This is a genomic window from Halorubrum ejinorense, assembly GCF_039522565.1.
Taxonomy (GTDB): Archaea; Halobacteriota; Halobacteria; order Halobacteriales; family Haloferacaceae; genus Halorubrum; species Halorubrum ejinorense.
Map to the genome: position 1 here is coordinate 57096 of NZ_BAAADQ010000009.1, position 13239 is coordinate 70334.

10 protein-coding genes are annotated in these 13239 nt (G+C 68.9%); 8 read left to right on the forward strand and 2 right to left on the reverse strand.

Annotation, left to right across the window (positions count from 1 at the left end):
* The first annotated feature begins 56 nt into the window (after nt 1-56).
* The 5 genes from ABDZ89_RS09185 to ABDZ89_RS09205 all read left to right on the forward strand — a co-directional run bounded on the left by ABDZ89_RS09185 (nt 57) and on the right by ABDZ89_RS09205 (nt 6831).
* Nucleotides 57-1772, forward strand: a complete 1716-nt coding sequence (locus ABDZ89_RS09185; RefSeq protein ID WP_343778456.1) for a pentapeptide repeat-containing protein — start codon at nt 57-59, stop codon at nt 1770-1772.
* 105 nt (nt 1773-1877) lie between these two features.
* Nucleotides 1878-3110: a thiamine ABC transporter substrate-binding protein gene (locus tag ABDZ89_RS09190; protein ID WP_343778457.1), complete on the forward strand. Its 1233-nt coding sequence runs from the start codon at nt 1878-1880 to the stop codon at nt 3108-3110.
* 27 nt (nt 3111-3137) lie between these two features.
* On the forward strand, nt 3138-4955 hold the full coding sequence (locus tag ABDZ89_RS09195; protein WP_343778459.1) for an ABC transporter permease: 1818 nt from the start codon (nt 3138-3140) through the stop codon (nt 4953-4955).
* Nucleotides 4945-6114: an ABC transporter ATP-binding protein gene (locus ABDZ89_RS09200; RefSeq protein ID WP_343778461.1), complete on the forward strand. Its 1170-nt coding sequence runs from the start codon at nt 4945-4947 to the stop codon at nt 6112-6114. Before ABDZ89_RS09195 ends, ABDZ89_RS09200 begins: the two co-directional genes overlap by 11 nt.
* A 459-nt stretch (nt 6115-6573) precedes the next feature.
* Nucleotides 6574-6831, forward strand: coding sequence for a DUF7561 family protein (locus ABDZ89_RS09205; RefSeq protein WP_343778462.1), 258 nt, complete (start codon nt 6574-6576; stop codon nt 6829-6831).
* Between the two features lie 28 nt (nt 6832-6859).
* Here the strand turns inward: ABDZ89_RS09205 and ABDZ89_RS09210 are convergent, their stop codons facing one another.
* Complete coding sequence (locus ABDZ89_RS09210) at nt 6860-7609, reverse strand: Lrp/AsnC family transcriptional regulator (RefSeq protein ID WP_343778464.1); 750 nt, start codon at nt 7607-7609, stop codon at nt 6860-6862.
* Nucleotides 7610-7844: 235 nt separating this feature from the next.
* Between ABDZ89_RS09210 and ABDZ89_RS09215 the strand changes: the two genes are divergently transcribed.
* The 3 genes from ABDZ89_RS09215 to ABDZ89_RS09225 all read left to right on the forward strand — a co-directional run bounded on the left by ABDZ89_RS09215 (nt 7845) and on the right by ABDZ89_RS09225 (nt 10647).
* Nucleotides 7845-8204 carry a hypothetical protein gene (locus ABDZ89_RS09215; RefSeq protein WP_343778466.1) on the forward strand — a complete coding sequence of 120 codons (360 nt, stop codon included), beginning with the start codon at nt 7845-7847 and terminating at the stop codon, nt 8202-8204.
* 135 nt (nt 8205-8339) lie between these two features.
* Nucleotides 8340-9047, forward strand: a complete 708-nt coding sequence (locus tag ABDZ89_RS09220) for a potassium channel family protein (RefSeq protein WP_343778624.1) — start codon at nt 8340-8342, stop codon at nt 9045-9047.
* A gap of 46 nt (nt 9048-9093) precedes the next feature.
* Nucleotides 9094-10647 (forward strand): TrkH family potassium uptake protein, encoded by a 1554-nt coding sequence (locus tag ABDZ89_RS09225; RefSeq protein WP_343778467.1) that lies wholly within the window; start codon nt 9094-9096, stop codon nt 10645-10647.
* Between the two features lie 45 nt (nt 10648-10692).
* Here the strand turns inward: ABDZ89_RS09225 and ABDZ89_RS09230 are convergent, their stop codons facing one another.
* Entirely contained in the window at nt 10693-13074 is a 2382-nt protein-coding gene (locus tag ABDZ89_RS09230; protein WP_343778469.1) for an amino acid permease, read from the reverse strand.
* Between the last annotated feature and the right edge of the window lie 165 nt (nt 13075-13239).

Genomic DNA, 13239 nt, shown 5'->3' on the forward strand with positions numbered 1-13239 from the left:
CAGCCGGGCGCGACCCGACCCCAACACTCATTCCGCTACCACGTCTCCACCGCCCGATGGAAGACCCATCTCGGTGTAGTCACACGTTTTCGGTCCCGTCCTACGACTTGCCGGGCGACGACCGGTCAGAAGGGCGGCGCTGGATGCTCACCGAAGACGTTCCCGGCGTGACGGACCGGGTCTGGTCGTGTGCGCACGACGCGCTGCCCGAGAGAGACGTCTGTCCGTTTCACTGCCCGCCCGACGAGCGCCCGCCGGACCTCGATGAGACGGACGCGTTTCGCAGCTGTCTCGCACGGGCGGCGACCGCCGACGACCAGCGCCGAAGCCGGCGACTCTGTCAGTTCATCGACGCGACGTTCGAGGAGCTCGCCTTTCGGGGGACGACCGTCGGCGGCGAGGTGAACCACGCGATCAACCTCGCTCACGCGGAGATCGGCGAGTCCGACTGGACTGACGCGACGTTCCGTCAGCCGATACGGTGTTCGCACGCGACGTTCACCGGACCGCTCACCCTTCGTGACGCGCGCTTCGAGCGGAGTGGAGGGTTCAGAAACGCGACGTTCGAGGGCGACGTACAGCTCCGGGGAGGGGTGTTCGCCGGACCCGCGGTGTTCAAACACGCTGACTTCCGGGGCGACGCCCGCCTCTGGTACACGCAGTTCGAGGCGCACGCGAACTTCCGACGGGCGCGGTTTCGAGACGTAGCGTACTTCGAGGCGGTCGACTTCACCGACTACGCCAGGTTCACCCGTGCGACGTTCGACGGCGAGACCACGTTCAAACTCGCCGAGTTCGACGACGACGCCGACTTCGACGGCGCGCGCTTCCGCGGGGATCACGGGTTCCGGCGAGCGTCGTTCGACCGCATCACGGACTTCTCCGACGCCCTCGTCGAGGGACCGCTCGACCTGTCGACGGCCGAGGTCGCCACGCTGGAGTTGACCCCGTCTGCCGAGGCCGGCGACCGCCGCGAGGACGCGCACACTGACGAAGGCAGCGCGGAGACGCAGTGCGTGAACCTCAGGGAGGCGACCGTCGGTTCCGGGACGCTCGGCCAACCCGCGTCCGGGAGCGTTCTGTACGACTGTACGGACGCCACGCTCGGCGACGTGTCGTTCACTGACCCCGACGGCGGCCCGGTCTGTGACCGGGTTCGGTTCGCGCGCACTCGGTTCGAGGACTTCGTGTTCGAGAACGACGACCTCGATCCGGCCGCGGCCGGCTGGCGACTGTCCGAGGTGGCCGATCCGGGGGCGCTCCCAGAAGCGAGTCGGGGTGCGCCGGACACGGAAACGCTGCGTCAGACCTTCCTGAACGCGAAGAACGGCGCGGACGAGACCGGGAACAACACGGCCGCGAGCGCGTTCTTCTATCGGGAACTGACGTACCGTCGGCGTCGGTACGCCGAGCTCGCTCGGGACGGAACGCGCCGGTGGCGAGACCGAGCGGCCGACGCGACGAAGTGGGGACGAAACCTCGCGCTCATGTTGTCCACCGGCTACGGTGAGCGCCCCGACCGGGTCGTCTACTCGTCGGTGACGATCATCGTCTTCTTTGCGCTGCTGTACGCCCGGTTCCTCTCGGACGTCGAGTACGCCCCCGTGGACTACGTCGTGTTCAGCTTCCAGAGTTTCATCACGTTCATTCTCGGGACGCCGCCGGCCGGCACGGCTCGGTCCGTCGAAGTCCTGAGCGCGGTCGAGGGCTTCGTCGGCGCGTTCTTCATCGCGCTGTTCGTGTTCACGTTCACCCGTCGAATCAACAGGTGAGACGGCGAACGAGTCGGCGTAGACCGTTCCAGCCACACCGCGGCGCGTCGAGGTGCGGAACGAGGACGGATCCCTTATGTAACCACCGAGTACAACAACCGAGTGATGACTACCGACGAGAGCGAGACGCGGCGGCGACGCGCCCGGTCGCACACCCGACGACGCTTCTTGACCGCGACCGGCGCGGCGGGAGCCGTCGCGCTCGCCGGCTGTAGCGCGACGCCGACCGGCGACGGGAGCGGCGACGACGGGGGAGACGGGAGCGGGAACGAGACCGACGGCGACGGCGGCGACGGGACGGGAGACGGCGAGACGCCGACGCTGACGGTGGCGACGTACACCAACTTCATCGACGCGCCCTCGGTGAGCCCGGGCGAGTGGCTCAAAGATGAGTTCGAGAGCCGGTACGACGCCGAGTTGGAGTGGGCGACGCCGGACAACGGCGTGAACTACTACATCGAGCGCGCCGCCTCGGGCGCGGGCGTCGACGCCGACCTCTACGTCGGCCTCACCACCGAGGACCTCGTCCGCGTCGACGGGCAGCTCGACGGCGACCTCTTCGCCGAGCGGGGCGATGTCGACGGCTTCGAGGACGTCCGAGAGGGGCTCTTGTTCGACCCCTTCGACCGAGCGGTCCCGTTCGACACGGGCTACATCAGCCTCGTGTACGACGGGACCGCCACCGAGGCGCCGGCGACGTTCGAGGGACTGCTCGACGACGAGCACGCCGGCGCGCTCATCGCGCAGAACCCCGGCGCCTCCTCCACGGGTCGGGCGTTCCTCCTTCACACGATCAAGCGCTTCGGGGACGGCGGGGTCGCGAGCGACGGCGAGGGGGAGGCGATCGCGGGCGCGGACGGCGACCCCGAGTACGACTACCTCGACTACTGGGCGGACCTCCAGGAGAACGACGTGCGCGTCCTGGGCGACTGGGACGAGGCGTACACCGCCTGGAGCAACGGGGAGGCGCCGATTGTCGTCTCCTACTCGACCGACCAGGTGTTCGCCGACATGGAGGGAGCGGACTTGGAGAAACACCAGATCCGGTTCCTGAACGACCAGGCGTACGCGAACCCGGAGGGGATGGCCGTCTTCGACGACGCGGACGAGCCCGCCCTCGCCCGGCAGTTCATGTCGTTCATGCTGGAGCCCGACGTGCAAGGCGAGATCGCCCAGCGCAACGTCGCGTTCCCGGCCGTCGGGGACGCGGAGCTGCCGAGCGACTACGCCGAGCTGGCACAGGAGCCGGCCGACCCGGTGACGTTCACCTACGACGAGCTCCGCGGCTCGGCCGACGCGTGGGTCGAGGCCTGGGAGCGGCAGTTCGCCGGGAACTAACCGCGTGTGCGACGAGGGGCCGGGCACGTGACTGACGACGGCGGCCGCACGGGAGGCCGAGAGGGGCCGCTCACCCGAGTCCGGGACGCGATCGAGACGCGCTCGCTGACCGCGCTCGCGGTCCTCACCAGCGCCGCGCTCGTCGTCGCCTTCTACTACCCGACCGCGACCGTCCTCGTCGAGGCGGTCGTCGTCGACGGCGCCGTCACCCTCGCCGTCTTCGCCGAGATCCTCACAGACCCGTTCTACTTCGGCGAGCTCGCGCGGCTGCTGTCCGGCGAGTCGCCGGGGGTCGTCGCGCGGGCGCTGCTCTCGCCGGACCGACGGCTGGGGATCGTCGGCTTCACCGCCTATCAGGCGCTCCTCTCGACGGTCGCGAGCGTCGCCTTGGGCCTCCCCGCCGCCTACCTGCTCGCGCGCTTCGAGTTTCCCGGCCGGAAGACGCTGCGCTCGCTGACCATCGTCCCGTTCGTCCTCCCGTCGATCATGGTCGCCGTCGGGTTCGTCGCCACGTTCGGCGAAAACGGTACGCTGAACGCCGTGCTGACGAGTCTCGGGCTCCCGCCGGTGAACCTCCTCTTCACCCTCGAAGCGGTGGTGATCGCCCACGCCTTCTACAACGCGCCGCTCGTCGCGCGCGTGACGACCGCGGCGTGGGAGTCGGTCGACGCGAGCGCGGTCGAGACCGCCCGAAGCCTCGGAGCCGGGCCGGTCCGAGCGTTCTACGACGTGGTCGCGCCGCAGGTGTACCCCGCCGTGCTCACGGGCGCGGCGCTCACGTTCGTGTTCACGTTCGGAACCTTCCCCATCGTCCTCGCGCTCGGCGGGTTCCAGCTGGCGACGGTGGAGGTGTTCGTCTACCGGCTCGTCCGCGATCTGAGCTACGCGGAGGCCGCCGCGTTAGCGATCGTCGAGCTCGTGATCTCGCTCGGGGTCCTGCTGGCGTACCTCCGGTACGAGGCCCGACGCTCGACGACCACGCGCGGGGCTCGCCCCCTGCCGCGGCGTCCGCTCGTCCCGTCGACGCCCACGCTCAGCGAGTTGTTGCCGCGGGTCGGGCTCGGCGTCTATTCGATCTTTGCGGGCGTGATCTTCCTCGCGCCGATAGCCTCGATGGTGCTCGCGTCGGTGACGGGCGGCGACGGCGCGCTCACGCTCGACCACTACCGGTTCCTGATCGAGCGCCAGCAGACGGGGGCGGCGTTTCAGGTGCGGCCGTGGCCCGCGATCCGTAACTCGCTCGCGTTCGCGGCCGCCGCGACCCTGCTCGCGCTCCCGATGGGCGTCGTCGTCGCGGTGTTGACCACGCGGCGGTACCGCGGCCGGACGCTCGTCGACGCGGCCGCGATGGCGCCGCTTGCGGTCTCCGGGATCATCGTGGGACTCGGCCTGTTGCGGGGGCTCGTCTTCGGGGTCGAGATAGCGGGGTGGCGGATCGCCGCGAGCGGGGCCGTCGCCATCGTCGTCGCGCACGCGGTCGCGGGCTACCCGTTCGTCGTCCGGACCGTCTCGCCGGGGCTCTCCGGGTTGGACCGCTCGCTGATCGAGTCGGCGCGGGCGCTCGGCGCCTCGCGGGCGCGGGTGATCCGGGACGTGGAGCTCCCATTGGTTTGGCCCGCGGTCGTCGCGGGCGCCGCGTTCGCGTTCGCGATCTCGGTCGGGGAGTTCACCTCGACCGTCGTGTTGGCGACCGGCGCCGACGCGTACACGATGCCCGTCGCGATCGAACGCTTCATCGGGCGGCGGCTCGGACCCGCGACCGCCATGGGCGTCGTGCTGCTGGTCGTCACCGGCCTCAGCTTCGTCGTCATCGAGCGGCTCGGAGGTGAGACGCGTGGGCTCTGAGCGGGAGGGGGCGGCGGGAGACGACGGCGACCGTGCGCCCGTCGCCGTCGAGCTCGACGGCGTGAGCAAACGCTACGGCGACGCCGACGCCGTCGACGACGTGAGCCTCCGGGTGCGCGAGGGGGAGTTCTTCACGCTCGTCGGCCCCTCCGGGTGCGGGAAGACGACGACGCTCCGCCTGGTCGCCGGGTTCGAGGAGCCGACGAGCGGGACGGTCAGGTTCGGAGGCGAGTCGGTCGCGGGCGTCCCGCCCGAGGACCGCGACGTGGGAGTCGTCTTCCAGAGCTACGCGCTGTTCCCGCACATGACCGTCGGCGAGAACGTCGCCTACGGGCTCAACTTCGCCGAGCCGCCCGAGGGCGTCACGCGCGAGGAGCGCGTCGCGGAGCTGCTCGAACTGGTCGACCTGCCGGACGCGGCCGACCGCGACCCCGAGAGCCTCTCGGGCGGGCAACAGCAGCGGATCGCGATGGCGCGGGCGCTCGCGCCCGGTCCCGACGTCCTCCTCTTAGACGAGCCGATGAGCGCGCTCGACGCGCGGCTCCGCGAGCGGCTCCGCGCGCAGGTGAAAGAGATTCAGTCCGAGCTGGGCATCACCACGATATACGTCACGCACGACCAGGAGGAGGCGCTGGCCGTCTCCGACCGCGTCGCGGTGATGAACGGCGGGACCCCCGAGCAGGTGGCCGTGCCCCGGACCGTCTACCGCGAGCCAGCCACCCGGTTCGTCGCGGAGTTCGTCGGCGACAACAACGTGTTCGCCGGAAAAGTGGTCGACGCGCCCGCCGACGGGGAACTCGCCGTCGACGTCGACGGCGGCGACGAGACGCTCCGGGTCGCGGTCGGGAGCGACGAGGAGGAGCCGACCGCGACGCGACTCCCCGAGGTCGGCGACCGGATCGCCTTCTGCGTCCGCCCGGAGCACCTCCGCGTCGCGAGCGTGGACGAAGCGGCAGACGACGAGCCCGGCGCTCCGACGGGCGAGAACGCCCTTCGAGCGACCGTCGCCAACTCGGAGTTCCTCGGGGAGACGACGCGCGTCACCCTCGACTGGGGCGACCGCGAACTGCTCGTCCGGGCCGTGGACCCCCTCGACGGCGCGGTCACAGTCGGATTCGACCCGGGCGACGCGCACGTGATCGAGGTCGAAACGCGGTGAACGGCAACGACTATTTATAAATGCGTGCGGTGGCGCGTGCCGACGAGCGCCTGATAGGGCGCGAGTCGCACGCGCGAGGGAGTCGGCGGTCCGGAGCGAAGCGAAGGACCGCCGACGAGGCTGGGGAGGTGTGAGGCGCTGTGCGGTCGCGGTCGGGCGGGACTCAAAGGGGCAGCCGCGAGGCCGGCGTATGCGACGCAAGCACTGGAACGAGGGAGCGAACGCAGTGAGCGACCGAGTGAAGCGCGCAGCGAGCGTACGCCGGCCTCGCGGCTGGGGCTTTGGAGGTGTTGTCCGTCTATTTTGTAGCAGCTACTTATAAAGGAGCAGTCGGCGCTTCGGCGTTGTCGTCCGTCGACTCGCTAACGGCAGTCTACCGAACAATCCCGCCGAAACGTCTCGTATCGTAATCGTATCGAGGCGACACGCCTTACCCCGCGGGCCCAGTAAGGCACACATATGGCCTCCGAGGCGTGCGACGTCTGCGAGCGGTCTGTGCGGATCGCCGGCGGTATCGGCGACCTGTGGAACTTCGCGTTCGAGTCGACACAGGGGTTGACCCTCGAACTCACCGACGGCTCGGAGTTCTTCCTCTGTTTCGAGTGTATGGAGCGGCTCCCGGACGACCACGAGCCGACCGCCGAGGACGTCGCCGCCCTCCGCGAGCGCACCGAGCCGATCGAGGAGGACGGCAACAGCTTCTGGCACTGGGGGTAGGAGACGCCGACGGCTCGGCCCCGCGCGGTCACTCCGCCGGCGTGCCGAACGCCTCCAGCGAGTCCTTCTCGAACGGGGCCGTCGAGAGCAGCGAGACGACGTCGCCGGCCTGGAACGTCGTTTCGCCCTTCGGGGTGAGCACGTCGCCGTCCCGCTCGACGCCGACGACGTGGGCCTCCCGCGAGATCTGTCCGTCGGCGACCGCTCGCTCGATGGTCTTGCCGGCGATCTCGGCGCCCTCCGAGACGGTGAACTCGGCGACCTCGGCGTCGCCCGTGAGGCTCATGAAGTCGGTGAGCGACGGGCCCTTCGGGACGGTCTCGGGGCCGAACGGGTCGTAGGGGCGGTAGTACTCGCCCTGGACCACGCTCTCGTCTTCGATCGTCAGGCCGAGGTCGGCGATCGTCTCGGCGATGTGGTTGATGTCGTCGGTGTCCGCGCCGACCACGGTCACGAGGAGGTTCGCCGAGCCGGACATCAGCTCCTGGACGCCGACGACCCCGGAGACATCCAGCGCCGACTGCGCGAGCCGCGTCCGCTTCGGGATCGGCGCCGTACACCTGAACAGGTAGGTGATGTAACCGCCGATCGACTTGTAGTCGATGTCGGCGAGGTACCCCCGGAGGATCCCCCGCTCTTCGAGCTGGTCGATCCGGTTTCGGATCGTCGCCGGCGTCACCCCCATCTCCTCGGCGATGTCCGACGTCGCCGTGTTCCGCGCGTCCACCGCGAAGTAGTAGAGGATGCGCTTGTCTATCTCGTCGATGCGGTGTCCCATACCCGAACTACGATCAGGCGGCACATAGATTTTCTCATGCCCCGTTTTACATCGCGCTGTCTTTTGTCTACCAAAATATAATGGCCTAATATTTTTCTAGCGAAATAGAGAACCCAACAGTTATAACTAAGAAAAAATACAGCCTGTGATAGGTTCCGAAACAAAAACGCAGTCCGCGGTCGGATCCGAACTGGCCTCGGCCGGAGCCGAACCAGCCGGAACCTACACAATATCCATGACTTCACCCGAAATCGACCCCCCGGACGGCGTCTCGGACGACGTGATCACTGCGCTCGACGAGGCCGGCGACGCGCAGCTGAAGGAGACGATCCACTACGCGCAGCGGCTCCTTCGTGAGAAGCCGACGCTGACGGACGCGATCGAGTCGCGGGAGGGAGAAGAGCTCGTGCGCGCCGAAGACCACGGCGCGTACACCGTCGCCGTCGTGGAGCGGCCGGACGAGACGGGCGTCGCCCGCGGACCCTTCGCGTACAGGGTCGAATGGGAGCCCGCGACGGACGGCGGAGACGGTCACTACCGGTGGCACTACCTCGGGAGAGCGAGCGGTGGCCCCGGAGGGGACGGCGGTGCGTGACCCGTTCCGTCAGTGCGACGGCTCGGAGACGGGCCGCGGGCGCGGGACGACACCGGCGGCCGCGCGGCCGAACCGCGGACGCGCGACTCGGATCGAGAATCGGCTGACGAACTGATCGGCTACACCTACCAACTCATGTACGTCATCATCGTCGGAGCCGGCGACATCGGAACGCCGCTCATCGAAATCGCAACGGGCGCCGGATACGAGGTCGTCGTCATCGAGACGGACCCCGAGAAGGCGGACGAGGTCGCGAGCGACTACGACTGTATGGTCCTCAACGCCGACGCGACCGTCAAGGAGACCCTCGTCGACGCCGGAAGCGACCGCGCGGACGCGATCATCACGACGACCGACCAGGACGCGACCAACGTGATGGTCTCGCTGCTCGCACAGGAACTCGACGTTCCCAACGTCGTCTCGGTCGTCCACAACCCCGAACACATGAACCTCTTCCGCCAGATCGGGGTGAACACCATGCAGAACCCGCAGCGGCTCATCGCCGAGTCGCTGTTCCGCTCGGTCGACCGGCCGTCGATCGTCGACTACATGCGGGTCGGCGACGTCGCCGAGGTGTTCGAGATCACGGTCGCAGAGGAGGCGCCGATCGCAGAAAAGACCCTCATCGAGGCCGACGAGGACGGGCTCCTCGGCGACGAGACGCTCATCGTGGCGATCGAGCGGGAGGACACGGACTCCCCGGTCACGCCCCGCGGACAGACCCGCATCGAGACGGGCGACCTGTTGACCGTCTACTCCGGAACCGGCGCGACGCCGGACGTGACGGACATCTTCGGCCACTACGAGGATCAGGAGAACGGCTCGAACGGGGTGCGACTGTGACCGTCCGCCCGGTATCGCGGGGCGACCGCTCCGACGACGGCGACTCATGAGAGTCAAGACCGACACCGTCGGCCGCGACGTCGGCCGCATCGTCCAGGCCGTCTCGCTCATGATGCTGATCTCGCTCGTCGTGGCGGCGGTCAACGGCGAGTTCTACACCGTCCCGGCGTTCGTGGTCTCCGCGGTCGTCATGGCGGGGATCGGAACCGGGCTGGTCCGGCGGTACCGCGGCGCCGACCCGCCGGAGAAGCGCGAGGCGATGGTCACCGCGGCCACGGCGTGGGCGCTCGTGGGGATCCTCGGCGGACTCCCCTTCGTCCTGATCGCGTGGACGATCCAGCTGAACCCGTTCCCCGTCTGGATGAACACGCCGCCGATGGACTCGACGACCGCGGTGTTCCTCGACCCGCTCGACGCGGTGTTCGAGAGCATGAGCGGCTTCACCGGGACCGGGCTCACGATGGCGGCCGTCGAGGAGGAGCTCCCCCGGGCGATCCACTGGTGGCGGTCGTTCATCGAGTGGGTCGGCGGCGTCGGCGTGATCGTCTTGACGGTCGCGATCCTGCGCCGCTCCGGCGGGAGCAGCGGCTCGTACACGCTGTACGAGAGCGAGGCGCGCTCCGAGAAGATCCACCCCAGCATCGTGACGACCGTCCGCGAGATCTGGAAGATCTTCGTCGGCCTCACGCTCGGTTCGATCGCCCTGTTCCTCCTCGCCGGGATGCCCCTGTGGGACGCGATCAACCACGGGATGACCGGCATCTCGACCGGCGGGTTCTCCGTCCACGCGGACTCGATCGGCCACTACGGCAGCCCGCTGATCGAGTACGCCACGGTCCCGGTCATGGTCGCGGGGAGCATCGCGTTCCCCGTCCACTACCTGATCTTCAAAGGGGAGATCCGGAACTTCTACACCGACCTCCAGACGCGGTGGGTGTTCATCTGGTTCACCGTGGGGTCGCTCGTGTTGACCGCGATCCTCTACGCGAACGGCCAGTACGCCACGCTGGAGGAGACGTTCCGGGTGAGCCTGTTCCAGTTCGTCTCCGCGACGTCGAACACCGGCTTCGGGAGCGCGTCGATCGGCGGCGGCACCGAACGCGTCTGGACCGCGGGCCCGACACTGTTCGCGTGCCTCGGGATGTTAACCGGCGCGGCGGCCGGCTCGACGGTGAGCGGGATCAAGCTCATTCGCGTCGTGACGCTGGTCAAGGGGACGATCTGGCAGATTCAGGACGTGTTCCGGCCGCAGGCCGCGATCCGCTACCTCCAGATCGGCGACCGGCGCCTCAGCGAGGCGCAGGCGCAACGGGAGTACACCGAGGCGACGGTCGTGTTCCTGCTGTGGATCGCGTTCCTCGTGATCGGCGTCGCCGTCCTGCTTCGGGTCCTTCCCCCGACGTACCCGCTGGAGTACGTGATCTTCGACGTGATGAGCGCCCAGAGCAACGTCGGCCTCGACTCGGGGGTCACCGGGGCGACCATGCCCGAGACGGCGAAGGCGATGCTGATCGTCAACATGTGGGTCGGTCGACTCGAAATAATCCCGGTGGCGGTGTTGCTCGGAACGATCGTCCGCCGGCTCGACCGCTCCGCCTGACGGAGGCGTCAGTCGCCCGGCGGATTCGGACCCCGGCCTCGTCGGTCAGTCGTCGTCCTTCGGATCGACCGTCGGGTCGTTCTCCGAGCCGTCGATCTCGGGCGTCGACGGCTCCGGCTCGACGCCCGTCTCGGCGGGCGTCGGGGTCGCGTCGGTCACGTCTTTCGACCGCGCACCGCCGCCGAAGAGCCGGGCGAGGATGCCGCGGTCGCTCCGGCGCTCGGCGAGCAGCACGGAGCACTCGACGTCTTCGAGCACGCTCAACACGAGCGAGCCGCTGACCAGCCGCGAGAGCAGCCCCTTCTCCGTCGCGCCGACGATGAGCATCGTCGCATCGCGGGCGGCGCGCTCGATGCTGGCCTCGACGTCGCCGGTCTCGATCCGCAGCGTCGCGTCCGCGAGGTCGTGCGCGTCGGCCCACTCGGAGAGGAAGGCGCGCCCCGCCTCCTCCTCGCCGTCCTCGGAGACGTGGAGCAGGGTCACCTCGCCGCCGAACTCGGACTGGAGCATCTTCGCGACGGCGCCGGAGAGGTCCGAGGCCGGACCGCCCGCGGTCGGCACGAGGATGCGCGAGGCGTCGAACCCGCGGTCGCGGAACACGAGGAAGTCCGAGGGCAGCGAGTACGCCAGCTCGTCGACGGCGGACTCGGCGCGCCCCGGCGCCCCGTGGGAGTCCTCGCCCCAGCCCATCACGGTCATGTCGGCGCCGTAGGTGCGCGCGGCGTCGAACACCTCCTCGAACACGCGGTGCGATAAGACGACGTGCGTCTCCACGTCGACGCCGAACGTCTCCGCGTCCGCGCGGGCCTGATCGAGGAGGCCGTGGGCCGCCTCGTGGGCGCCGCGGTCGCGGGCCGCCTCCAGAGAGGTCTGGTCGGGCACGTTCGCGATGTTGACCGCGACGACCGTCCCGTTCCGCTGCTTCGCGATGGCCGACGCGAGCGTGATCAGGTGCTCTTCGGTCTTGGGGTTCGCGAGCGGCACCATCACCCGGTAGTCGTCGCCGCTCGGTTGGACCGACGTCGCGGCCGAGACGGCCTGCTCGGGCAGGTCCTCGGAGCGGTCGAGGATCCACCGGCCGAGGAGGCCGGTGCGCTCGACCTTCCGGCGGGCGTACAGGAAGTACCACAGCACCGCGGCGACGATGAACGCCCCGGCGAGGGCGACCTCGACGGCGCCGACGAACGGGAGGAGCCCGAGCGAGAAGACGATCCCCGCGATGGGGGTCAGCGGGTAGAACGGGACGGTGAAGTCGGGGTCGTACTCGGCGATGTCCGCCTCGCGGAAGACGATGAGCGCGGCGTTCATCAGCGCGTACACGACGAGGTGGAGCACGCTCGCCGCCTTGGAGAGGATCTCGACGTCCTGGCCGAGCGCCGCGATGAAGACGATGATCATGATCCCCGTCACGACGATCGAGCGGTACGGCGTCGCGAACTGCGGGTGGATCTGGTTGAGCCAGTTCGTGACGATCTTGTCGCGGCCCATCGCGAAGTTGATCCGCGCGGAGGCGAGGATCGATGCGTTCGCGCTGGAGGCGGTCGCGAGCAGCGCCCCGCCGGTCACGATCGTCACCGCGGCCGCGGTGATCGCGGGGGAGTAGGCACCCGAGAAGGCGACGTCCGTCGCCTGCGTCAGCGGCGCGTCCGTACTCAGCTCCGGCCACGGAACGACGCCGAGCATGATCGACACGAGGATCGCGTAGATCACCGTGACGATCGCGACGCTCCCGATGACCGCCCGCGGGAGGTTCTTGCCGGGGTTCTTCAGCTCCTCGGCGACGGTCGCGATCTTCGCGTACCCGAGGAAAGAGACGAACACCAGCGCCGTGCCGGGGAGGATCGCGCCGTATCCCTTCGGCGCGAGCCCGTCGGTCCCGGCGAGCGTCGCGTAGTCGAACGAGAGCCAGCCCTGTATCGCGAACAGCCCGAGGATCACCAACAGCCCCGTGACGATGACCGTCTGGACGCCGCCCGTCTCCTTCGCCCCGACGTAATTAACGAGGACGAAGAGGCTGCCCGCGATCAGCGCACCGATCTGGATGTCCGTGAGGAACAAGAACCCCGGTATCGGCGCGAGCGTCGCCAGGTACTGGCCGAACCCGATGGAGTAGAACGCCGAGGCGAACGCGAGCCCCATCCAGTCGCCCATCCCGGCGATCGACCCGAAAAGCGGACCGAGCGCGCGGTTAACGTAGTAGTACCCGCCGCCGGCCCGCGGCATGGCGGTGCCCAGCTCCGAGACGGAGAAGGCGTTCACCATCGCGATGATCCCGCCGACGACGAACGAGACGACGACGATGGGGCCGGCCTCCCGGGCCGCGAGGCCGGGCAGCACGAAAATCCCGGCGCCGATCATCGTCCCGATGCCGATCGTCATCGCCGAGACGAGTCCGAGGTCCTTCGCGAGCTCCTCGTCGCCGCTCACGGCGGGCCACCTCGGACGGTTGTAACTCTTCGGGCGTATATCATACGCCCTTTCTTTTCTCCGTTCGTATAAAGCCGTTTGATCCCGGCGATAACGCCGTTTGCGTCGACGGAGTCGATCGCGGGTCGCGCCTTTTGAACGGAACACAAGGAACATACCCGCGCG

Coding starts and splice junctions, on each gene's coding strand:
- ABDZ89_RS09185 (WP_343778456.1), top strand. CDS start 57: ATGGAAGACCCATCTCGGTGTAGTCACACGTTTTCGGTCCCGTCCTAC.
- ABDZ89_RS09190 (WP_343778457.1), top strand. CDS start 1,878: ATGACTACCGACGAGAGCGAGACGCGGCGGCGACGCGCCCGGTCGCAC.
- ABDZ89_RS09205 (WP_343778462.1), top strand. CDS start 6,574: ATGGCCTCCGAGGCGTGCGACGTCTGCGAGCGGTCTGTGCGGATCGCC.
- ABDZ89_RS09210 (WP_343778464.1), bottom strand. CDS start 7,609: ATGGGACACCGCATCGACGAGATAGACAAGCGCATCCTCTACTACTTC.
- ABDZ89_RS09215 (WP_343778466.1), top strand. CDS start 7,845: ATGACTTCACCCGAAATCGACCCCCCGGACGGCGTCTCGGACGACGTG.
- ABDZ89_RS09220 (WP_343778624.1), top strand. CDS start 8,340: ATGTACGTCATCATCGTCGGAGCCGGCGACATCGGAACGCCGCTCATC.
- ABDZ89_RS09225 (WP_343778467.1), top strand. CDS start 9,094: ATGAGAGTCAAGACCGACACCGTCGGCCGCGACGTCGGCCGCATCGTC.